Genomic DNA, 23159 nt, shown 5'->3' on the forward strand with positions numbered 1-23159 from the left:
CATCCTCGCCTTTAGGTCCTGTCGAGAATCGAAAAGGGCTCATCTCAAAATGAGACGAGCCCTTTCTAACAAAGCGGTCCCTCACCAAAGCGCGGAATGACAGACCCTTTGGGTTTAGTTGACGATGGTGGCCTGGGTGGCGGCGCGCAGCTCTTCCTCAGAGACACCATCGGCGCATTCAACGATTTTCAAGCCGCCTTCAACCACATCCAGCACACCAAGATTGGTGATGATGCGGTCGACAACTTTCTGACCGGTCAGGGGCAGGGTGCAGCTTTTCAGCACCTTGCTGTCGCCATGTTTGTTGGTGTGATCCATGACCACCACAACGCGGCCAACGCCAGCCACCAGGTCCATGGCGCCGCCCATGCCTTTGACCAGCTTGCCCGGGATCATCCAGTTTGCCAGATCGCCGTTTTCGGCCACTTCCATCGCGCCCAGGATGGCCATGGCGATCTTGCCGCCGCGGATCATCGCAAAGCTCTGCGCGGAATCAAAATAGGCAGTTTGCGGCAGCTCGGTGATGGTCTGCTTGCCGGCATTGATCAGATCGGCGTCCTCTTCTCCGTCAAAAGGGAAGGGGCCCATGCCCAGCATGCCGTTTTCCGATTGCAGCGTCACTTCGACACCTTCGGGGATGTAGTTGGAGACCAGGGTCGGGATACCGATGCCGAGGTTCACATACCAGCCGTCCTGCAGTTCCTGTGCTGCGCGGGCGGCCATTTGATTGCGGTCCCATGCCATGGATCAGGCCTCCTTCTGGCGCACAGTGCGCTGTTCGATGCGTTTCTCGTGATCGCCTTTGATGATGCGATGCACATAGATGCCGGGCAGGTGAATGCTGTCGGGGTCCAGGCTGCCTGTGGGCACGATCTCTTCGACTTCAACAATGCACACCTTGCCACAGGTGGCAGCAGGCGCGTTAAAGTTGCGCGCGGTTTTGCGGAACACCAGATTGCCGGTTTCGTCAGCTTTCCAGGCCTTTACGATGGCGAGATCGGCAAAAATGCCCTCTTCCATGATATAGGTCTCAGGCTGGCCGTCGGCGCCGGTGGGGAAATCCTTGTGCTCTTTGCCCTCGGCAATCACGGTGCCCACGCCGGTCTTGGTGTAGAACCCGGGAATGCCAGCGCCGCCGGCACGCATGCGCTCAGCCAGGGTGCCTTGCGGGTTGAATTCCAGCTCCAGCTCATTGCTGAGATACTGACGCATAAATTCAGCGTTTTCCCCCACATAAGAAGAGATCATCTTCTTGACCTGTTTGGTCTGCAGCAAAATGCCAATGCCAAAATCATCGACACCCGCATTGTTGGAGGCAAAGGTCAGATCCTTGGTGCCTGCCTCCTTGATTGCATCGAGCAACAGCTCGGGAATGCCGCAGAGGCCAAAGCCACCCGCCGCAATGAACATGCCGTCATGAAGCAACCCATCAAGTGCTTCAGAGGCGCTGGAATAGATCTTCTTCATTGAGTTCTCCCATCAACAGCCAGTTGCCCCGGTTCTGGCCCCGAGGCGGCGCGGAGTCAATAATACTGATCAGCGCGCGTATTACTACGGAGCCGTCAGCCCGGCGTCCCAAAACGAGCCGTCCGCCGCATCCTACAGCAGCAGGCGTTACAACGGCTGGGTTTCATCTTACCGAAAATACCTCGGGGGAGGCCCCCCAAAAAAAAGGGGGCCGGGGGCAGCGCCCCCAACTGCGACCTTGGGGCCGACAGACAGGGGTTAGTTGCTGTCTGTGGCCTTTGTCGTGGTGGCCTTTGCGGCGGCGGTCTTTGGTGCAGCCTTCTTGGCCGCAGGTTTCTTCGCTGCGGGCTTTTTGGCTGTCGCTTTTTTGGCAGGTGCTTTTTTCTTGGCCGGGGCCTTTTTCTTTGCCCCCGATTTACCAGCCTTCTCGGCAATCCACTCCACCGCCTGTTCCAGGGTCACATCCTTCACCTCGACCTCTTTCGGGATCGTGGCATTGACCTTTTCCCACTTCACATACGGACCATACCGGCCATCCATGATCTGGATGGCGCCGCCGCTGTCGGGATGTTCGCCCAGTTCGCGCAGCGCCTTGGCGGCTGCCCGACGACCGCGGCCCGGATTGTTGCGCTTCTCGGTGATCATCTCCATCGCCCGGTTCATGCCGATTTCAAAGACATCCAGTGTCTCTTTCAGATTGGCGTAAACGGGTTTTTCCTCATCCGGCAGCTGGTGCATGATATAGGGGCCAAACCGGCCCAGATTGGCCGCAATGACGCCGCCTTCGGGGTGGGGGCCAATTTCACGCGGCAGGGTCAGCAGGGTAACAGCCTGTTCCAGCGTCACCTCATTTGGGCCCCAGCCGGCCAGGAATTCCTTGCCCTGTTTCGGCAGCGATGAGCGCGGTGGTTTTTTGTTCTCGGGCGTGGCCTCGCCGCGTTGCACATAGGGGCCAAAGCGACCGGACTTGAGATGAATTTCGTCACCGTCGTCTTCCCCCAGAACCTTTTCATAGCCCTCGGCGCCCTCACCCGAAATGGGGCGGGTATAGTTGCACTCGGGGTAGTTGCCGCAGCCGACAAAGCCACCGGTGCGCGAGGTCTTCAGATGCAGCTGGCCGGCGCCGCATTTTGGGCAGACGCGCGGATCGGTGCCGTCTTCGCGCGGCGGGTACAGCTGTGGTGCCAGGGTTTCGTCCAGCACATCCAGCACTTCCGAGATCCGCAGATCCGAAGTTTCTGAGATCGCCGCCGAAAAATCGCGCCAGAATTTGCTCAGGATGTCTTTGTAGTCGCGCCCGCCGGCACTGACGTCATCCAATTCACCTTCCAGATTGGCGGTGAACTCATAGCCCACATAGGTGCGGAAAAAGTTCAGCAGGAAGATGGTGACGATGCGGCCCTTGTCTTCGGGGTAGAGCCGGTTCTTGTCCTTGCGGACATATTCGCGGTCCTGAATTGTGGTGATGACGCTGGCATAGGTAGAGGGGCGACCAATGCCCAGCTCTTCCATCCGTTTGACCAGGGTTGCCTCGGTAAAGCGCGGCGGTGGTTGGGTGTGGTGCTGCAGCCCCAGAACCGCCTTGTTGTCCGACAGGATCGAGGCGTCTTTGCCAGCCTTGTCGGCCTGTGGCCCCATGGTGGCGGAGAACTTCATCGCTTCGCCCTGCATGATCTGCGGCAGGCGCTTGTCGTCTTCGTCGACCACGTCATCGCGGCCTTCCTCATAAACCCGGAGGAAGCCGTCAAACAGCATCACCTGACCGGTGGCGCGCAGCACCACCTGGCCATCGTCAGAGCCCAGATCAACCGTGGTGCGCTCCAGCCGGGCACCGGCCATCTGGCAGGCCAGGGTGCGCTTCCAGATCAGATCATACAGCCGACGCTGGTCCTCTTCTGAGACCTTCAGGCTTTTGGCGTCGCGGCCCATTTCGGTGGGGCGGATACATTCGTGGGCCTCTTGCGCGTTCTTGGCCTTGTTCTTGTAGATGCGCGGGGAGCTGGGAACATATTCCGCCCCGTAGCGTGTCTTGATTTCATCGCGCGCCGCCTGCACCGCCTCTGGCGCCATATCGATGCCATCGGTTCGCATATAGGTGATGAGACCCGCCTCATAAAGCCGCTGAGCGGCGTTCATGCACTGCTTGGCACCCATGCCAAATTTGCGGCTGGCTTCTTGTTGCAGGGTCGAGGTCATGAAGGGGGCAGATGGATTGCGGGAGGCGGGCTTGGCCTCTACCGATTGAGCCACCATGTTGCGGCTGGATACTGCCTGCACCGCCAGTTCGGCGGCAGTGGAATTGGCCAGGCTGTATTTGTCGAGCTTATCGCCGCCCAGTACCGTGAGGCGGGCTTCAAAATCCTGACCGCGCGGGGTGGTCATATTGGCTTTGACCGACCAGTATTCCTGCGGATTAAACGCCTCGATCTCCATTTCGCGCTCAACGATCAGGCGCAGGCAGACCGATTGCACCCGCCCGGCCGAGCGCGCGCCGGGTAGTTTGCGCCATAGAACCGGCGACAGGTTGAACCCCACCAGATAATCGAGCGCGCGGCGGGCCAGATAGGCTTCGACCAGGGGCATATCCACCTGACGCGGATTGCGCATGGCCTCGGCCACGGCCTCTTTGGTGATGGCATTAAAGGTCACCCGGCTGACGGGCGTATCCTTTTTGATCGAGCGCCGTTTGGTCAACGCCTGTTGCAGGTGCCAGCTGATCGCCTCGCCTTCGCGATCGGGGTCAGTTGCGAGAATCAGTTCGTTGTCTTCTTTCAGCGCATCGGCGATGGCTTTGACATGTTTGCGGCTGTCGTTGCCGATCTCCCATGTCATCTCAAATTCGTTGTCGGTATCGACCGATCCGTTTTTGGCGGGCAGGTCGCGCACATGGCCATAAGAGGCCAGAACGGTATAGTCTGACCCCAGATACTTATTGATTGTTTTGGCTTTGGCCGGGGATTCGACAACAACAACTGGCATGTAATTCTTTGGCCTCTTAAGTGCACTAACGGGCGTTCTATGGCTGCGCAAGTTCAGCGGCGCAAGGGGAGAATGTCAATGAGAGAGCATTGGACGCAGGAGGAGTGACTGCTGTCAGGGGCGTTTTCTGACCTGATCCACGTCATGTTTGGGGTGATTTTTCGCACCTCTCGGGGGGCGCAAAGACACGGGGCGGGCGGGTGTTGCGGGGCAGGCTATCCACTCTTGTCCCCGCGGTTGCGCCGGGTGAGCAGGCCGCCGGGAATACGGCTGATCTTGCCCTCCAGCTCCAGTTCGGTCAGCGCCGGAGTGAAAGCCTGCGGTGTCAGCTCCAGATCGCGCATCAACTGGTCGGAAGCCGTCGGGCTGGGGCCGAGGCCGGCCAGAATCATCTGATGCAAGGCCGCGGTTTCTTTCAGGCTGCGCTTTTCCGGCGGCGGCGTCGGCACCCCTGCCAGAGCCTGGGTCAGGGCCGAAAGCTGCGTCAGTTTTTCTGTCACAGTCTCCTTGCGGCCAGATGCCGCGGGTTTGGAGACCTCAGGCGCGGGTGGTGCAGCGGTTGACACGCTGCCAGTTGCCGCAGATGGCATCGGGGGCAGCGCTGCAATGACATCTTCGGCGTTGCGCACCAGTACCGCGCCGTCGCGGATCAGAGCATTGCAGCCAAATGCGCGGGCGTCAAAGGGGTGACCGGGGACCGCCATGACCTCGCGCCCCAGATCCAGCGCGTCACGGGCGGTGATCAGGCTGCCGGATCGACCGGCGGCCTCTACCACGATGACGGCCTGGGCGAGACCGGCAATGATGCGGTTGCGTTTGGGAAAATCACGGGCCTGGGGTGTGCGCTGCATGGGTTGTTCTGACAGGATCAGGCCCTTGTGGGCGATATTTTGGGCCAGGTCGGTATTTTGCGAGGGATAAATCACATCACAGCCCCCGGCCAGAACGGCAATGGTGCCGGTTTCCAGGCTGGCAAGATGGGCCGCAGTATCCACGCCCCGCGCCAGACCTGACACCACGGTAAATCCCGCTGTACCCAGATCCCGGGCCAGGCTACGGGCCATGCGGGTCCCCAAAGAGGAGGCATTGCGGGCGCCGACCACGGCAATCATTGGTCGGGTCAGATGCTGCAAATCGCCAATCGCCCAGAGCAGCGGTGGCGCTGAGCTGAGCTGCGAGAGGGCAGGGGGGTAGAGCGGAGCATCAAAGCACAAAAGCCGCGCTTTGGCGGCTTTTGCGGCGTTTACTTCTGCGGTGACCGCACTTGCAGGGCATATTTCATATCCTGACATTCCGGCGGCACGTGCCATTTTTGGCAACGCATCCAGCGCGTTCTGCGCTGAACCATGCTCTGCGAGGAGGCGGTGAAACGTCACCGGGCCTACGCGTCGAGAGCGCAAAAGGCGGAGCTTGGAAAACCAGCTATCTTCCGTGGTGGGTGGGAGTGGGGGGTGAGTGGAAGAATGTGCTTCCTCGGTCATCCGTCGCTCCGCCTATTTGCAGTTAAAGGGATACCCTAGAAACAGTTAACAGGCGGTGAATATTTGAAAATTATCCAAAGATTTTCGACAACCTGAGCGTGATTTTTAGAGATCCTACGAAAACCCTTTGCAGGGCATTGAAAACTAACAGTAAAGATTCGTGCTTCTGGCGCCAGCTTGCCTGTTTTTCCTTGTAATAGCCCGCAAAAATTCCAAAAAAACGCGCCCAGATCGGCCGCGTTTTTGGTAAAGAGCCCGCGTATCCTCGCGATTTATGATGGGTTTTTGCCGTCCTTTAGGGGGCGGGTTTTGGCCTTTGCGAGCGGCGGGCTGGGGTTGAGAAAGTCGCCTGCCGTAAAGCACGGCGCGTGATCTCAAGTTGCCGAACCGCCAACCGTCAGCCCATCCATCAGCACGCTGGGTTGCCCCACGCCAACCGGCACCCATTGTCCGGCCTTGCCGCAGTTGCCCATACCCGGGTCCAGCTGCATGTCATTGCCCAGTGCCCGGATTTGTTTCAGCGCGGTGGCGCCATCGCCAATAAGCGTGGCGCCTTTGACCGGGGCGCCCACCTTGCCGTTCTCCACCCGGTAGGCTTCGGTGCAGGAAAAGACAAATTTGCCATTGGTAATATCAACTTGGCCGCCACCAAACCCAACGGCCCAGATGCCGTCTTTGACGCCGGCAACCAGATCGGCGGGGTCTGTTTCGCCGCCCAGCATATAGGTGTTGGTCATCCTGGGCATTGGCGCGTGGGCGTAGCTTTGGCGTCGCCCGTTGCCGGTTGGCTCAACCCCCATAAGACGGGCGTTCTGGCGGTCCTGCATAAAGCCCACCAGAATGCCGTCTTCGATCAGGGTGTTCTTTTGTGATGGGGTGCCTTCGTCATCCACGGTGATCGAGCCACGCCGGTCCGCGATGGTGCCATCATCCAGCACAGTAACGCCGGGGGCGGCAATGCGTTGCCCCATCAGCCCGGCAAAGGCAGAGCTGCCCTTGCGGTTGAAATCGCCTTCCAGCCCGTGACCAATGGCTTCGTGCAGCAAAATGCCGGGCCAACCGGGCCCAAGCACCACCTCCATGGCGCCCGCCGGGGCGGGGATCGCCTCCAGGTTGACCAGGGCAATGCGCAGTGCCTCTTTGGCCTTGTCGGCCCAGGCGGCGGGATCTATCAGCCCGTCCAGCCCGACACGGCCTCCGCCGCCGGCCGATCCGCTTTCGCGCCGCCCGTCCTGTTCGACAATCACCGACACATTCAGCCGGGTCATCGGCCGGGTGTCGCGCACCCGCACCCCATCGGCGCGCAGGATTTCGATTTCCTGCAGCGAGGCGGCAATCGAGGCGGAGACCTGCACCACTCTTTGATCTAGATCACGGGCATAGGCATCAATCTCGCGCAGGGTCTCGACCTTGACGGGGAAGGGCAGATCGCCAATTGGATCAGCATCGGTATAAAGCCTTTTGTTGGTCGCCTGTGGGGCATCTGCATAGGTGCCGCCGCCGTCCCCCACGGCCAGTCGCGCGGTTTGTGCCGCCCGTTTCAGGGCGGCAATGGAAACCTCGGTGGAATGGGCGTATCCGGCCACCTCGCCGTTGACCGCCCGCAGGCCAAACCCTTCGGAGGCATCATAGCTGGCGCTGCGCAGGCGACCATCGTCAAACATCAGGGCCTCTGATTTGTGACGCTCGGCAAATATCTCTCCATCTTCGGCGCCTGCAAGGGTTTCGCGCAGGATTGGCAGGGCCTCATCCTCGGGGAGGAGGGTTTCAAAGGGTCGAAAGGCTGGGTTTTCCATGTCACGGACCTCAGGTTTTTTTGATCTAAATCAAGAAAGCGACGCTTTGACGCTCGCCTGCCTCTTTATCTGTACGCCTGAATATGATTTTAAGCAGCATCAAAGACAACGGGTACGAGCGCGATTTGTGGAATCAACTCTCCATGGGGCGCAATCGGCTGTAAGAATAAATCGATCACAAACGATCAGGACATGATATGAAGAATGCTTTGATGCTTTCGGGCCTTTTTGCTGGCCTTTCCAGTCTTCCAGCCATGGCGCAAGAAGCACTAGAAACAATTGGCAAGCCAACCAACGGCGGCCTGAACTTCCAGCCAGCGGGGACTGAACTGGCGGAGGGTATCCACAAACTCGACTGGATGATTCTTGTCATCATCACCGTGGTCTGCGTTTTTGTTGCGGGTTTGCTGCTGTATGCGATTGTACGGTTCAACCGTCGCGCCAATCCAACACCTGCCGCCTTTACCCACCACACACCTATCGAAATCGCCTGGACGCTGATCCCAATCCTGGTTTTGGTTTTCATCGGTTCCTTCTCCTTGCCCGAACTGTTCCGCCAACAGGAAATCCCAAAAGGCGACGTTACCATCAAGGTGACAGGCTATCAGTGGTACTGGGGCTATGAGTATGTCGACCACGGCTTTGGGTTTGAAAGCTACATGTTGGGCAACCCCTCGACATTGGATGAAACAGTCCGCGCAGCAGATGCCGATGTGACCCCATTTGTTTTGGACGATGCGATGCGCGCCAAGCTGGTGGATGCGGGTTTCAACGAAGATGAATTCCTGCTGGCCACAGATACTTCGGTTGTTGTGCCGGTTGGCAAAACCATCGTGATGCAGGTGACCGGTGCCGATGTGATCCACTCCTGGACCATTCCCGCCTTTGGCGTAAAACAGGATGCGGTTCCTGGCCGTCTGGCCGAGCTGTGGTTCAAAGCGGACAAGGAAGGTATCTACTTTGGTCAGTGTTCCGAGCTGTGCGGCAAGGACCACGCCTATATGCCGATCACTGTGAAAGTGGTCAGCCAAGAGGCCTATGACGCGTGGCTGCAAGGTGCGATCGACGAATACGCCGGTCTGCCCCAGTCTTATCAGGTTGCTTCCAACTGAGGCACGCCTCACCAATCTGCTCCCCCGGCGCGCTGAAGGGCGCCCGGAAGGGGTTTGAAACCAGAGAAATGCGCAGGGTTCTGCGCATTTCTGGTCGGCAAAAGGGTCTATGATGAGCGACGCAAGCATCAACGCCAGCACTCCCCGTGAAGACGAGGCCAGCTTTGGCGATTATTTCGCCCTGCTCAAGCCGCGGGTGATGTCACTGGTTGTCTTTACGGCCTTTGTTGGCCTGTTGGCGGCCCCTGTCGGCGTGCATCCGGTGATTGGCTTTTGTGCCGTATTGTTCATCGCTATCGGCGGCGGCGCCTCCGGGGCGCTGAACATGTGGTGGGACGCCGACATCGACCAGGTGATGAAGCGCACCAAATCGCGCCCCATTCCCGCCGGCAAGGTCGAGGCAGGCGAGGCGCTGAGCCTGGGGCTGGCACTATCGGGCATGTCGGTGATCATGCTGGCGCTGGCGACAAATGTCTTTGCCGGCGCTTTCCTGGCCTTTACCATCTTCTTTTATGTGGTGGTCTACACCATGTGGCTGAAGCGGGCGACGCCACAGAACATCGTTATTGGCGGTGCCGCGGGGGCGTTCCCCCCGGTGATCGGCTGGATTGCCGCCACCGGCACCATGTCGGTTGAGCCCTGGCTGATGTTTGCCCTGACCTTCATGTGGACGCCGCCGCATTTCTGGGCCCTGGCCCTGTTCATGCGCTCGGATTACGATGATGCGGGCGTGCCGATGCTGACCGTGACCCATGGCCGCCGCGCCACCCGGGTTCATATCCTGGTCTATACGATCCTGCTGGCCATTCTGGCCATTGGAACATCCTTTTCTGGCATCGGCGGGCCGATTTACCTTGCCGTCGCTGTTGTCATGAATGCCTTGTTCCTGCTCGGCGCCTGGAAGATTTTCCGCCGCGATGAAACCAATTCGGAAGAGGATAACTTCAAGGCGGAGCGCAGGTTCTTCAAGCTGTCGCTGCTGTATCTTTTCCTGCATTTTGGCGCCATCTTGGTAGAAGCATCGCTGAAACCCTATGGATTGGGAGGCTGGTAAGATGGCTTTGAACAAAGAACACGACCTGCACAAACGCCGTTTTGGTCGCAATATGGGCGTTGGCCTGTTGCTGGGCAGCTTTGTGGTGCTGGTGCTGGCCTTGACCATCGTCAAGGTGACCTCGAACGGGTTCCAGTTCCCGCAGACACAAAGTGAGCAAAACTGATGGCGCTGCAGGGGCCACAAAAAACAGTTTTGCAGCTGGTGGGTGTTGTCGTCACCATGGGCGCATTGTCCTGGGCCTCGGTGCCGTTTTACGACTGGTTCTGCCGGGTCACCGGCTTTGGTGGCGTCACTGGCGTGGCCGAGCGCGGCTCTGATACGGTTCTGGATAAGACGGTCACCATACGGTTTGACGGTTCCAAAGAACGCGACTTTGCCTGGGAATTCAAACCCGTGCAGCGGGAAATGGAAATCCAGATCGGTGATACTGGTCTGGCCTTCTACGAGGCCTACAATCCAACGGACCGGCCCATTGCCGGCCAGGCCTCTTACAATGTGACGCCCTATTCCGCAGGCGCGTTCTTTGAAAAAATCGACTGCTTCTGCTTTACCGAGCAGGTGCTGCAACCAGGGGAGCGGGTGGAAATGCCCGTGACCTTCTTTGTCGACCCGGAAATCGTTACCGACCGGGACGGGAAATTCGTGCATACGATAACGCTTTCGTACACGTTTTATGAAATCGATCTGCCCGAGGGCTATGCCGCCCTCGATACCGGGGACAACACCGGGGCAGATCTTACTACGAACCAGGCCGACGGGTGAGGGACACTTAAATGGCACACGCTAAAAATCACGATTTTCATATTTTGCCTCCATCAATTCTGCCGTTTCTGGCAGCTGCTGGTGGTTTCATCATGCTCTTTGGTGCTGTTCTGTGGATGCAGGGTATCACGGCCTGGATGTTCTGGGGCGGTCTCGTCATGGTGCTCTATGTCAGCTTTGACTGGTGGTCCCAGATGGTCGTCGAGGCCCGCCAGGGCGATCACGCCCCAGTGGTCCGCATCGGGCTGCGCTACGGTTTCATTCTCTTCGTGATGTCCGAAGTGATGTTCTTCTTCGCGTGGTTCTGGTCGTTCTTCAAACACGCCATGTACCCAATGGAAGAATACTTTGGCACCGAATATGCCAAGCCAGAGATCTACGGGGTGGACCCGTTCCACCTGCCTTTGATCAACACGCTTGTGCTGCTGCTGTCGGGCTGTGCTGTCACCTGGGCGCACCACGCGCTGGTGCACAACAATGACCGCAAGGCGCTGATCCAGGGCCTGTCCATTGGTATCGTGCTTGGCATTTTCTTCACCTTCCTGCAGGGCTACGAATACGCCCACCTGCTGCACGAAGGCTGGCAGTTTGGCGGTGATGAGTTCTACTCCAACTTCTTCATGGCAACTGGCTTCCACGGCTTCCACGTCCTGTTGGGCACCATCTTCCTGATTGTGTGCCTGATCCGTGCGATGAAGGGTGATTTCACCCCCGAGCAGCACGTCGGTTTTGAGGCCGCAGCCTGGTACTGGCACTTCGTGGACGTTGTCTGGCTGTTCCTGTTCTTCGCAGTCTATGTCTGGGGCACCTCGGGCTTGTAATCATCAATCCAGTGCCCGGTGGAATGTACCGGGTACATGTTTGAGGTTTCAAAACGACGCAACAGACCGTATCAAGCACAGCGCATGGGGCAACTCATGCGCTGTTTTTTGTGGCAACGGAACTGACATGCAGCGACTGATTTTCCTTTCCGCCATTGGCGGGCTTGGACTGGCGATCCTGCTGGGACTGGGCTCCTGGCAGGTGCAGCGTCTGGCTTGGAAAGCGGATCTATTGGAGGTCATTCAGACCCGCATCGCAGCGGCGCCTGTGGATGTCCCACTGACGCCATCCGAAGCACAAGACCGCTACCGTGCCGTCACCGCCGCAGGGGAGCTGGGGACGCAGGAACTGCACGTCTTCTGGGTCACCAAAGAGGCCGAAACGGGCTATCGTGTGATCTCTGCCCTGGAAACAGGCGATGGACGCCGTCTGCTTCTGGATCAGGGCTTTGTTCCGGCGGCTGACAAGGATACCCGCCGCAGTTCCGCAGCGGTTTTGGTGACGGGGAACCTTCTGTGGCCGGATGAGGGCGACTGGTCCACGCCGGCGCCGGAAGTCGATACCAATATCCTTTATGCACGTGACCTTGCCTATATGGCCGAACAACTGGGCACCGAGCCGGTTTTGATTGTTGCCCGCAGTATCACGCCCGAAACAGCCGTGACACCACAGGCTGTGACGGCTGAGGGCATTCCGAACAACCACTTGCAATATGCGATCACCTGGTTTTCGCTGGCCTTTATCTGGGCCGCGATGACTGCCTCTTTTCTATGGCGTTCGCGCGCCAAATCCGAAGGCTGAAGCGATGAAATATATCTCTACCCGTGGGCAGGCGCCCGAGCTGACATTTGAAGAGGCCATGCTGACCGGTCTCGCCCGTGACGGGGGGCTGTATGTGCCCGCCGAGATCCCAACCCTCAGCCGGGATGAGATCGCTGCCCTGTCCGGCCTGTCCTATGAGGAAACCGCCTTTCGGGTGATGAAGCCCTTTCTGGGCGATTGTTTCACCGACGAAGAATTTCGTGGCATCATCGAACGCGCCTATGCCGGGTTCAACCACGCCGCCCGCGCGCCGCTGAAACAGCTGGCGCCAAACCACTTCCTGTTGGAACTGTTCCACGGGCCGACGCTGGCCTTCAAAGACTTTGCCATGCAGCTGATTGGCCAGCTGTTTCAGGTGGCACTGCAGCGCCGCAACGATCGCGTCACCATTGCCGGCGCCACCTCTGGCGATACTGGATCCGCCGCGATGGAGGCCTTTCGCGGGCTCAGCAACGTGGATGTCTTTATCCTGTACCCCCATGGCCGGGTGTCCGAAGTGCAGCGCCGCCAGATGACCACGCCTGCGGATCAGAACGTACATGCGCTGGCGCTGGAGGGTGACTTTGATGATTGCCAGGCCCGGGTCAAAGACATGTTCAACGACTTTGAGTTCCGCGACGGGGTGAAACTCGCCGGGGTGAATTCGATCAATATCGCGCGGGTGCTGGCGCAGGTGGTCTATTACTTCTCCTCCGCTGTCAGCCTTGGGGCACCGGAACGGGAGGTGAGCTTTACCGTGCCCACCGGTAACTTTGGCGATATCTTTGCAGGCTACATTGCCAAACAGATGGGCCTGCCAATCAAGGATCTGGTGGTGGCCACCAACCAAAACGACATTCTGCACCGCTGTCTCGAAGGTCAGGGCTACCACAAGGGCGATACCGTCCCGTCGATTTCGCCCTCAATGGATATCCAGGTCTCGTCCAACTTTGAACGGGCGCTCTATTTTGCCTATGACAAAGACGCCAGCGCTGTAGCGCAGCTGATGGAGGAGCTGAAGAACGGCGGTTTTGAGGTCAGCCAAGGGGCCATGCAGGCCCTGTCGGAAACCTATAAATCGGGCCGTGCCTCGGAGGAGGAAACCCTGGCGACCATCAAATCCGAGCTTGCGGCCTCGGGTGAGTTGTTGTGCCCCCATGGCGCGGTTGCGGTAAAGGTCGCAGCAGAGCAACGGGCGGCTGATGTGCCTATGATCACCCTGGCGACAGCGCATCCGGCAAAATTCCCGGCAGCGGTGGAAAAGGCCTCTGGTCAATATCCGGACTTGCCGGACCGTATGGCGGATCTGTATGAGCGTGAGGAACGGCTGAGCCGGATCGACAATGATCTGGCGGCCATCGAAGACCACATCAGAAAGAATATCGCATAATGAGATCTATTCAGTGAGCGTCCAACAGCACCATCTCGCCAATGGCTTTCGCATCGTCACCGAGGCCATGCCGGGTCTGCAATCGGCCTCGATCGGCATCTGGGTGACCGCCGGTGGCCGCAATGAACGCCTCGAGCAGAACGGCATTGCGCATTTTCTCGAGCATATGGCGTTCAAGGGCACCAAGCGGCGCAGCGCCTTGCAGATCGCCGAGGCGGTGGAGGATGTGGGCGGTTATATCAACGCCTATACCTCGCGCGAGGTGACTGCCTATTACGCGCGGGTGCTCAAGGATGATGTGCCGCTGGCGCTGGACGTGCTGGCAGATATTCTGCGCAATCCGGTGTTTGACCCGCGCGAGATCGAGGTGGAGCGTGGCGTCATCCTGCAAGAGATCGGCCAGGCGCTGGATACGCCGGACGATGTGATTTTTGATTGGCTGCAGGAAGAAAGCTATCACGACCAGCCGCTGGGCCGCACCATTCTGGGCCCGGCTGAACGGGTCAGCGCCTTCACCCGCGAGGATCTGACACAGTTTGTCTCGGAACATTATGGCCCGGGCCAGATGATCTTGTCAGCAGCCGGCGCGGTGGATCACGACGCACTGGTCAAACTGGCGGAGGATCTGTTTGGCGACATGACGGCGCGGCCAGCGCTGGTGATGGAGCCTGCGCAGTTCACCGGCGGTGAGGCCCGTCACACCAAGGATCTGGAGCAGGCGCATTTTGCCCTGTCCTTTGAAAGCCCAGGCTACCGCGATGACGCCATATATACGGCGCAGATCTATTCGGCCGTCATGGGCGGTGGTATGTCCAGCCGCCTGTTTCAGGAAGTGCGGGAAAAACGCGGGCTTTGTTATACCATCTTTGCCCAGGCTGGCGCCCATGCCGATACCGGCAGCACCACGATCTATGCCGGCACCTCTGCGGATCAGGTCGAGGAACTCGCCCATATCACTGTGGATGAGATGAAGCGCGCCGCAATAGACATGTCGGATGCCGAGGTGGAGCGGGCCCGGGCGCAGATGAAGGCAGGTATGCTGATGGGGCTGGAGAGCCCCACCAACCGCGCCGAACGTCTGGCACGTCTGGTACAGATCTGGGACCGGGTGCCTGCGCTGGAGGAGACGGTGAAACTGATTGATGCCGTCAGCACTGCCGATGTGCGCGCCATGGCCGAACAGCTTGCGGTACGCGCCCCGGCGGCGATGGCGCTCTATGGGCCTGTTGAGGGCGCCCCCAGCCTCGCCGCGCTGCAGGAGCGCCGTGTTGCCTGATGCTGCTGAGCCGTCGCAAACTTCGACTTGAGACCGAGCGGCTGACGCTGCGCCCACCGGTACATTCCGATTTCCAGGCCTGGGCGGCGCTGCGCTTGCAAAGCCGCGACTACCTGACCCCCTGGGAGCCCGCCTGGGCGCCCGATCATCTGGGCCGCAAGAGCTTTACCAACCGGGTGTACTGGGCGCAGCGCTCGGTTTCTGGGGGGACGGCGCTACCGCTGTTTCTGATCCGGCGCGAGGATCAGGTGATCGTTGGTGCCATTACCCTGGACAATATCCGCCGCGGCCCGGCCATGGCCGGCACGCTGGGGTACTGGACCGGTCAGCCCTTTGGGCGTCAGGGCTATATGCGCGAGGCCATTGGCACCGTGGTGCACTACGCCTACGGCAAGCTGGATCTCAGCCGGATTGAGGCGGCCTGCCTGCCGGAAAATGCCGCCTCACGCGGGTTGTTGGAAAAATCCGGGTTCAAATACGAAGGTGTTGCCCAGTCCTATCTGCAAATTGCCGGACGCTGGCGCACCCATGTTCTATATGCCGCTCTGCGCCATGACCGTCGGGGCCGCACACAGGCGGGGTAGCTGCTCTTACCGATGGGGGAAGATATTGGCTGGGTATCTTATCAGACCTGATTGCGGATAAAAGGGGGGGGGGCTCCCGCCCTTTTGCGATAGCCCCCTGCCTGACGGCCCGGGTCTGTCACATAAGCGTTGGGCCCGGCGCCGCGCAAGCGCGCGGCGCGGGTGCTCCCAGTGCCAGCAGACTGGCAGCCTGAGTGGTAATCAGTCTGGCACCCCGTGGCGCATTTTGGCGTTTTTCAAACCGATGATCTGCTTCTTAACCGGGATAGGTCGGCGAGAAAAGCTTGCCACGGGGGCTGGGATTGGAGATGCAGGGGCATGAGCTATTCACCTGCAGATGCCGCCTTCGCCGCCAGCCTGACCGCTTCCTTGCCCGAGGGGGTGTTAGGCCCCTGCGCGCCGAGATACCTGGAGGAGCCGCGCGGGCGCTACCAGGGACAGGCGGGGCTATTGGCCAAACCAAACAGCACCGCAGAGGTGGCAAGGCTGTTGCGCGCTGCCAACGCCGCCCGTGTGCCGGTGGTGCCCTACGGGGGCGGCACCGGGTTGGTTGGCGGCCAGGTGAAGCCGGAGGGGGCAGCGCCCCTAGTGATCTCACTGGAACGCATGTCCCGGATCCGTGCTGTATATCCACAGGAAAACGTTATCCTGGCAGAAGCCGGCGCTATTTTGGCTGATGTACAGCAGGCTGCTCTAGAGCAGGAGCGGCTGTTTCCATTGTCCTTGGCGGCGGAGGGCACCGCCCGCATTGGTGGCAACCTGGCCACCAATGCGGGCGGGGTGAACGTGCTGCGCTATGGCAATGCCCGTGACCTGTGCCTGGGGCTGGAGGCTGTTTTGCCAAGTGGCGAGATTTGGAACGGGCTGACCCGACTGCGCAAGGACAATACCGGCTATGACCTGCGCAACCTTTTGATCGGTTCCGAGGGCACTCTGGGGGTGATCACGGCTGCGGCGCTCAAGCTGTCGCCGATCCCCGCCCATCAGGGTGTGGCTCTGTTTGTGGTGCCGTCGCCAGAGGCGGCAATCGCGCTGCTGGCATTGGCGCGGGACCAACTGGGTGAGGCGGTGAGCGCCTTTGAGCTGATGCACCGGCAAGGGCTGGCGTTTCTTGCTCAGCACCTGCCGCAGCTGCGCCAACCCTTTGCCCAAGCGCCGCAATGGTCGGTTCTGATTGATCTGGGGCTGGCCCGTGGACAGGATCCGGTTGCTGCCTTGTCCGATCTGTTTGAAGCTGCGGTTGAGGCTGGATTGGCTGAGGATGGGGTGATTGCGCAGTCAAAAGCGCAGGCTCAGGCACTCTGGGCGGTCCGCGAGCAAATTCCGGAGGCGAACCGTCTGGTTGGGTCGATTTCAAGTCACGACATTTCGGTGCCGATCTCGGTTATTCCCGAGTTTATCCGACGCGGGGCCGAAGCAATTGCTGCTTTGGGGCAGGGGGAAATGCGCATCAACTGTTTTGGTCATTTGGGTGATGGCAACCTGCACTACAATGTCTTTCCCGCAGAGGGGCGGTCGCGCAGCGACTATGACGACCTGCGCGGTGCGGTGAAAACCGTGGTGCATGAGCTGGTGCAGGATATGGGTGGGTCTTTTAGCGCAGAACATGGCGTGGGCCGGATGAAGGTTGCCGACCTGCAGTCCTATGGTGATCCGGTGAAGCTGGCAATGATGCAGGCTATCAAACAGGCACTGGACCCTCGGGGGATCATGAACCCTGGCGCAGTCCTCCCGTCACTGGAGCCTTGAAACCAGAGAACCAGCAGCTTGAAACAAGAAAAGGGGGGCCTCCCGCGCAGCCTGCTCCCTCCTATTCGGAGGAAGGGTTGCTTGGGCCCGGCGCCGCGCTGACGCGCGGCGCGCCTTTTTGGCTCTTTGAGCCAAAAAGGCCATGCCCAACGGGAAGGTTTCCCCTTTAGGGGAGACCTGACGGGCGGGAGCCCCCCGGCTGCTGTAAACTGGCGTGCCGGTGGGCGGTACTGTGCCTGGCTCTACAGCCTATTCGCAGATGTTTTGTCTATTCGCCGTCAAATTCACACAGAACATGTACATCCAGGCCAAGGTCTTCCAGAACCTTGCGACCGCCCAGATCCGGCAGGTCCACGATAAAGGCGCAGGAGATGATCTCTCCGCCCAGTCGTTCGATCAGTTTGATGCCGGCAGAGGCCGTGCCGCCGGTGGCCAGGAGGTCATCCACCACCAGAACCTTTTCACCGGGCTGGATCGCGTCTTCATGGATCTCCACAATGGCTTCGCCGTATTCCAGCTTGTAATCTTGGCTCAGGGTGCGGCCCGGCAATTTGCCCTTTTTGCGGATGGGAACAAACCCAACACTGAGCTGATGGGCAATGGCGCCACCCATGATAAAACCACGGGCCTCCAGCCCCACCACTTTGTCGATCCGCTCTCCAGCATAGGGGTGCAGCATCTGATCAATGGCCATGCGAAATCCGCGCGGGTCGGCAAAAAGCGTGGTGACATCGCGAAACATGATCCCCTCGTGAGGGAAATCAACGATGGTACGGATGTAGTCTTTCACGGCGGTTTTTTTGGGCATGGGCAGGCTTTCTCTTGCTTGGGCAGGTCTTGGCAGGTCGGCGACGATACGGCTTTGTCCCTGTTGCATCCCAGTCAACAGGGACGGGCAACAGGAACGGTCACCGGGGTTTGGCCAGCAGGGTTTGGCGCAAGCTGTCCCCGCGTGCAAGGGGCAAGCAGGCTGCCCCCCGCGGGAACGTCAGGTCGGGCGGCGCAGCAGCGCGGTGGCCAGTCCCATAGCGATGAGCGCCCCGCCACCGACCCGGGTCAGGTGTGCAATTGCCGTGGGGCGCGCAATCCAGCGCCGCAACCGATCCGCCAGCAGCGCATAGGCCATGGCATTGACAGCGGCCAGGGCCACGAAGGTGGCAATCAGGGCCACAAACTGCGGTGCCAGCGCCTCGCTTGGGCGGATGAACTGCGGCACAAAGGCGATGAAAAAGGCAATGGATTTTGGATTCAGCGCGGTGACCACAGCCATGTGGCCAAAAACCCCGCGCGCGGTGACCGCATCCGGGCTGGCCAGGTGCTCCAACCCGCTGCTGCCAGAGGCGCTTCGCCACAGCTTGACCCCCAGCCACAAAAGATAGGCCGCCCCGACCCATTTCAGCGCGGTGAACAGGGTTGCAGAGGCCATGACCAAGGCGCCAAGCCCGGCCAGGGATGCGGTCATGGCGATCAGATCACCAAAGGCCACGCCCAAAGCAGAGGCCATGGCCACCGGGCGCCCCTTGGACAGGGCATAGCTCAGCACCAGCAGCACGGTGGGGCCAGGGATCAACAGCAGGGCTGCAGAGGCGGCGGCAAAGGCCAGCCAAAGTGTGACGTCCATTGTATCCCTCTCTTCTCTGCACGCTCAGCACAGCAAAGACAGCGGCTTTGAGGCAGGTCAACGGAAAATTTCAGAGACCCGCCGCATCAGGGCTTCGAGGGGGCCACGGGGAGTGAGGAGCGTCCAAACCCAGGTCAGCATCATCGACAGAGCGCAAAAGCCGAGGCTAAAGCCAAAGATGGCCTCTGGCGACAGCGACCCATCCAGCTGTCCCATGGCTTCAAGCGTGCCCATGCCAAGCAGAATATGGGCGACATAGAGGCTGAGCGCCATACGCCCCGGCGCTGCCAGCCATTCGGCCAGGCCGAACCGATCCAGCAGACCTTCCAGGCGCAACAGGGCTCCGATCATCACACAGGCACTGCCGCTGGCGGCAATCAGGTAACAGGGGCCCGGCGGCAGCGAGGCGGTGCCCAGGAGCTCAGCCAGTTGTGGATCCTTGATAATCATGCCTGGGAGTGCGGCAAGCAGGCTGGCGGCCAGCCCCCACAGGATCAACCGGTTTTGCGTTGCCTTTTGTGCCAGATCCTGGCGCCCGATCCACATGCCCAAAAACACAAAGCTGACCCAGGGAAACACCGGATGCCAGCCGTTAAAAAACGAGTGCCGCAGAAAGCCCTCCAGGGTCCAGAAATCCGAATAGGCGAGGGTCTGCCAATTCCAGTGGGCCTCATAGTCGAGCAAAATCAGGCCGGCAAAACCAAGCGCCATTGCGGCAAAAGCAGCCAGCAAAAGCCGCTGTGGTGCAGCGTTTAGAAAGGGCAGGGCAACCAGGAAATACAGGGCGTAAAAATGTAGGATATCCGCCTCAAAGATGGTGAGATTTGCCAAGCCCAAGACAAAAAGCACCCCGGCCCGGGCTGCAACAACCCGTTTGGGGGGCTGGCTGAGGGTCAGACCGATCCCGGCCAGAATGACAAAGAGGGCGGCGGCACGCCCCTCCAGTGCATTGGTCAGGAGTGAGGCAAAATCGCTACCTAGGCTCACCTGGGCTGCAATTCTAAAATTCACCAGCACCATGCCGCAAAAGGCAATAAATCGGGCGATATCCAATCCGTGAAGACGCATGTTGTTATTATCTCGTCAAAAAACTTGGGGTCGCGTGCTGTCTATCAAGGGATGAAACCGTGGGAAATAAAGGGGGCGGTCGAAAAAAACCGCCCCCTCTGTGGTGTTGCCGGGGGTCTGTTGGCGGCAGATTAGCCCAAGACACGCCCAGCCACCGCGTCCAGTTTGGCCAGCAGGGCGGGGTCGCGTTTGTCAGGTGCCGTCATCACGGCAAACTCCAGGGCACGATCGCAGCCATGGGGGCAAAGGTCGCGCTGTTTGCCCAGCAGAGCGGGCAGGCGGCGCACCAGGTCGCGGCCATTGTTGGAGTTGCCCTGAAGGGTGGCCAGAATGTCGCTGATATCCACCGCGCCATGCTCAGGATGCCAGCTGTCATAATCGGTGACCATGGCGATGGAGGCATAGCAGAGCTCTGCTTCGCGGGCCAGTTTGGCCTCTGGCATATTGGTCATGCCGATAACATCGCAGCCCCAGCTTTCGCGGTACATCTTGCTTTCGGCCATGGAGGAAAACTGCGGCCCCTCCATACAGAGATAGGTGCCGCCGCGATGCACGGTGACCCCGGCCAATTTGGCGGCTTCTTCGGCCGCATCAGAGAGCCGCGCACAGGTGGGGTGGGCGGTGCTGACATGGGCGACGCAGCCGGTGCCAAAAAAGCTTTTGTCACGGGCGAAAGTGCGGTCGATGAACTGGTCAACGATGACAAAATCCCCCGGTGCCATTTCTTCGCGGAACGATCCGCAGGCAGAGACGGAAAACACATCTGTCGCGCCCAACCGTTTGAGCGCATCAATGTTGGCGCGGTAGGGAACTTCGGTCGGTGAATGCACATGGCCACGGCCATGGCGCGGCAGAAAGGCCATTTTGACCCCATCCAGATGCCCGGTGAGGATCTGATCCGAGGGCGTACCCCAGGGGGTGTCGACAGAGACCCATTCAGCGGCTTCCAGCCCGTCGATTTCGTAAATGCCCGAGCCGCCTATGACGGCGATCATGGTGTCCTGTGTCACGTGCTACACTCCTGTTTTTCCACTTTACTGGCGCTATACTGGGTTGTGCCTGCCCAGATGTGGTTTGACAACTGCCGGGACCGTGGCTGCAGTGTTTTTGCGCCTCCGGCGGAGGTATTTTTGGCAAGATGAAAGGTTGGGTGCCGCGCGCAGGGGGGCGGTGTTTTGGTTGGCGGGGTCAAAGGCCGCGTGCCCTACCCAGGGTTCACCAACGCTGGTCATGGTGTCGGGGCTGGTGCCTGGTAGGGTGTCTGTTATGGTGTCTGGGGCTGCGGTTGGCAGCGCAGCTGGCGATTGCTGCCTGGAAGTGACGGTTTGCGGACCTGCCTTTGGTTGCGGCGCGGCAGGAAGGGCTCTGCCCTTGTGCAATCGGCGAATTTCCGCTAGGGGCGGGCAGCGAACACCAAGCTCCTCCAATCACAGGTATCCCCCATGAGACGCGCCGCCATGGCCCTGCTGGCCAATCATATTTCCCCGCCGAACCTTTCGATCATGCAGGACGAGGGCTGGTCAGTTGCCCGCGTGCGCACCGAGATCCTGTCAGGGTTCACTGTTTCCCTGGCTCTGGTCCCCGAGGCGGTGGCCTTTGCCTTTGTTGCTGGGGTGCATCCACTGGTGGGGCTATATGCTGCTTTTCTGGTGGGGCTGGTCACGGCGCTGATTGGCGGGCGTCCGGGGATGATTTCTGGTGCCACCGGGGCGCTGGCGGTTGTCATGGTGGCTTTGGTCGCAGAGCACGGGGTTGAGTATCTTTTTGCCACTGTAGTTTTGATGGGTATCCTGCAGGTGATTGCTGGGGTGATGCATTGGGGGAAATTTATCCGCTTGGTGCCACATCCGGTGATGCTGGGGTTTGTCAACGGCTTGGCGATTGTGATTTTCCTCGCTCAGATGACCCAGTTCAAAGTGCCGGGCACAGGGGGCGCTGAGTGGCTGTCGGGCATGCCGATGATGCTGATGCTGGGCCTTGTTGGGCTGACCATGGTGATCATCTGGGCGACGCCACGGATCACCTCGATCATTCCGGCGCCATTGGCCGGGATTGGCATTGTGGCCGGGATTGTCATTATCTTTGGCCTGGATGTGCCCCGGGTGGGGGATATGGCCTCGATCAAGGGGGCTTTGCCGTCCATTCACAATCCCTTTGGCTCCGGGCTCGGCATCTATGGTGACATGCTGGCGCCGTTCAATCTGGAAACCTTGAAAATCATCCTGCCCTATGCGGTCATTCTGGCCGCCATTGGTCTGATTGAGAGCCTGCTGACCCTGAACCTGGTGGGTGAAATCACCGGCAAGCGTGGGGGCGCCAGCCAGGAATGTATCGCGCAGGGGACTGCCAATGTGATCACCGGCTTCTTTGGTGGCATGGGCGGCTGTGCCATGATCGGCCAGTCGATGATCAACGTAAAATCTGGTGGCCGTACCCGGATTGCCGGCATTGTGGCGGCGCTGTGCCTGCTGGCCTTTATCGTGGTGGCCTCGCCGCTGATTGAGCAGATTCCGCTGGCGGCGCTGGTTGGGGTGATGTTCATGGTGGTGATCGGAACCTTTGCCTGGAACAGTCTGAAGATCATGACCAAAGTTCCGCCCATGGATGCCTTTGTAATTGTGTTGGTGACCGTGGTGACGGTGATGAGCGATTTGGCCATTGCGGTTGTAGTGGGTGTGATTGTCTCGGCCCTGGCCTATGCCTGGAGCAACGCGCGCCGCATTCATGCGATCACCCGGCAATCCGAAAGCGAAGCGGGGGCCAAGGTTTATGAAATCGAAGGGCCGCTGTTCTTTGGCTCTACCGACGGGTTTATTGAGCTGTTTGATGTTGAGAATGATCCGGACAAGGTGATTGTCGAGTTTGGCCGCAGCCGCGTGGTTGATCAGTCGGCGCTGCAAGCCATTGAGGTGATTGCGGGCAAATATGAGGCTGCGGGTAAGGAGCTGATGTTGCGGCACCTTAGCCGTGACTGCCATGAGCTATTGACCAAAGCGGGCCATTTGATGATCGATAGCGACGACGATCCAGAGTATCAGGTGGCGGCGGATTATTCTGTCAAGACCGGGGTCCTGGGGGGGCACTAGCGTCCCAAGCCACCCTGCTGTTGTTGAGCGGTCGCGCCCCAAATGGGGCGCGGCTGTTTTGTTTCAGAGACAGGCCTCTGAAGTGTTGGACCAAACAGCGGGTTGGAG

20 protein-coding genes are annotated in these 23159 nt (G+C 59.7%); 11 read left to right on the plus strand and 9 right to left on the minus strand.

What is annotated here, in order from left to right:
• Positions 1-114: 114 nt before the first annotated feature.
• The 5 genes from QZ268_RS02970 to tldD form a co-directional block, all read right to left on the minus strand.
• Positions 115-744 (minus strand): 3-oxoacid CoA-transferase subunit B, encoded by a 630-nt coding sequence (locus QZ268_RS02970; RefSeq protein ID WP_295447713.1) that lies wholly within the window; start codon positions 742-744, stop codon positions 115-117.
• Positions 745-747: 3 nt separating this feature from the next.
• On the minus strand, positions 748-1467 hold the full coding sequence (locus QZ268_RS02975; protein ID WP_295447716.1) for a CoA transferase subunit A: 720 nt from the start codon (positions 1465-1467) through the stop codon (positions 748-750).
• Positions 1468-1725: 258 nt separating this feature from the next.
• Positions 1726-4446 (minus strand): type I DNA topoisomerase, encoded by a 2721-nt coding sequence (gene topA / locus QZ268_RS02980; RefSeq protein WP_295447719.1) that lies wholly within the window; start codon positions 4444-4446, stop codon positions 1726-1728.
• A gap of 215 nt (positions 4447-4661) precedes the next feature.
• A complete protein-coding gene (gene dprA, locus QZ268_RS02985; RefSeq protein WP_295447722.1) occupies positions 4662-5927 on the minus strand; it encodes a DNA-processing protein DprA in 1266 nt (421 codons plus the stop codon).
• 374 nt (positions 5928-6301) lie between these two features.
• A complete protein-coding gene (tldD, locus tag QZ268_RS02990) occupies positions 6302-7723 on the minus strand; it encodes a metalloprotease TldD (protein WP_295447725.1) in 1422 nt (473 codons plus the stop codon).
• A 197-nt stretch (positions 7724-7920) separates the two neighbouring features.
• On the opposite strand from tldD, the gene coxB reads away from it, so the two are divergent.
• From coxB to QZ268_RS03040, 10 genes are all read left to right on the plus strand, one after another.
• The gene (coxB, locus tag QZ268_RS02995) at positions 7921-8835 is read left to right on the plus strand and encodes a cytochrome c oxidase subunit II (RefSeq protein WP_295447728.1); all 915 of its coding nucleotides are present in this window, start codon (positions 7921-7923) and stop codon (positions 8833-8835) included.
• 112 nt (positions 8836-8947) lie between these two features.
• Positions 8948-9889, plus strand: a complete 942-nt coding sequence (cyoE, locus tag QZ268_RS03000) for a heme o synthase (protein WP_295447731.1) — start codon at positions 8948-8950, stop codon at positions 9887-9889.
• Between the two features lies 1 nt (position 9890).
• Positions 9891-10055 carry a cytochrome C oxidase assembly protein gene (locus QZ268_RS03005; protein ID WP_295447734.1) on the plus strand — a complete coding sequence of 55 codons (165 nt, stop codon included), beginning with the start codon at positions 9891-9893 and terminating at the stop codon, positions 10053-10055.
• The gene (locus tag QZ268_RS03010) at positions 10055-10654 is read left to right on the plus strand and encodes a cytochrome c oxidase assembly protein (protein ID WP_295447737.1); all 600 of its coding nucleotides are present in this window, start codon (positions 10055-10057) and stop codon (positions 10652-10654) included. Before QZ268_RS03005 ends, QZ268_RS03010 begins: the two co-directional genes overlap by 1 nt.
• An 11-nt stretch (positions 10655-10665) precedes the next feature.
• Positions 10666-11475, plus strand: a complete 810-nt coding sequence (locus QZ268_RS03015) for a cytochrome c oxidase subunit 3 (protein WP_295447740.1) — start codon at positions 10666-10668, stop codon at positions 11473-11475.
• A gap of 127 nt (positions 11476-11602) precedes the next feature.
• The gene (locus QZ268_RS03020) at positions 11603-12277 is read left to right on the plus strand and encodes an SURF1 family protein (RefSeq protein WP_295447743.1); all 675 of its coding nucleotides are present in this window, start codon (positions 11603-11605) and stop codon (positions 12275-12277) included.
• 4 nt (positions 12278-12281) lie between these two features.
• A complete protein-coding gene (gene thrC, locus QZ268_RS03025) occupies positions 12282-13667 on the plus strand; it encodes a threonine synthase (RefSeq protein WP_295447747.1) in 1386 nt (461 codons plus the stop codon).
• 13 nt (positions 13668-13680) lie between these two features.
• The gene (locus tag QZ268_RS03030; RefSeq protein WP_295447750.1) at positions 13681-14943 is read left to right on the plus strand and encodes a pitrilysin family protein; all 1263 of its coding nucleotides are present in this window, start codon (positions 13681-13683) and stop codon (positions 14941-14943) included.
• On the plus strand, positions 14943-15527 hold the full coding sequence (locus tag QZ268_RS03035; RefSeq protein WP_295447753.1) for a GNAT family protein: 585 nt from the start codon (positions 14943-14945) through the stop codon (positions 15525-15527). The genes QZ268_RS03030 and QZ268_RS03035 overlap by 1 nt, the downstream gene beginning before the upstream one ends.
• Before the next feature lie 318 nt (positions 15528-15845).
• Positions 15846-17276 carry an FAD-binding oxidoreductase gene (locus tag QZ268_RS03040; RefSeq protein WP_295447756.1) on the plus strand — a complete coding sequence of 477 codons (1431 nt, stop codon included), beginning with the start codon at positions 15846-15848 and terminating at the stop codon, positions 17274-17276.
• Positions 17277-17544: 268 nt separating this feature from the next.
• On the opposite strand, the gene QZ268_RS03045 is transcribed toward QZ268_RS03040, so the two are convergent.
• The 4 genes from QZ268_RS03045 to QZ268_RS03060 form a co-directional block, all read right to left on the minus strand.
• Positions 17545-18084 (minus strand): adenine phosphoribosyltransferase, encoded by a 540-nt coding sequence (locus QZ268_RS03045; RefSeq protein WP_295447759.1) that lies wholly within the window; start codon positions 18082-18084, stop codon positions 17545-17547.
• Positions 18085-18264: 180 nt separating this feature from the next.
• The gene (locus tag QZ268_RS03050; protein WP_295447762.1) at positions 18265-18897 is read right to left on the minus strand and encodes a LysE family translocator; all 633 of its coding nucleotides are present in this window, start codon (positions 18895-18897) and stop codon (positions 18265-18267) included.
• A gap of 57 nt (positions 18898-18954) precedes the next feature.
• Positions 18955-19965: a DUF418 domain-containing protein gene (locus QZ268_RS03055; RefSeq protein WP_295447765.1), complete on the minus strand. Its 1011-nt coding sequence runs from the start codon at positions 19963-19965 to the stop codon at positions 18955-18957.
• Between the two features lie 131 nt (positions 19966-20096).
• Positions 20097-20960, minus strand: coding sequence for an S-methyl-5'-thioadenosine phosphorylase (locus tag QZ268_RS03060; RefSeq protein ID WP_295447932.1), 864 nt, complete (start codon positions 20958-20960; stop codon positions 20097-20099).
• Between the two features lie 447 nt (positions 20961-21407).
• On the opposite strand from QZ268_RS03060, the gene QZ268_RS03065 reads away from it, so the two are divergent.
• On the plus strand, positions 21408-23051 hold the full coding sequence (locus QZ268_RS03065) for a SulP family inorganic anion transporter (RefSeq protein WP_295447769.1): 1644 nt from the start codon (positions 21408-21410) through the stop codon (positions 23049-23051).
• Positions 23052-23159: the final 108 nt, after the last annotated feature.

This window comes from uncultured Pseudophaeobacter sp. (assembly GCA_905479575.1).
Lineage (GTDB): Bacteria > Pseudomonadota > Alphaproteobacteria > Rhodobacterales > Rhodobacteraceae > Pseudophaeobacter.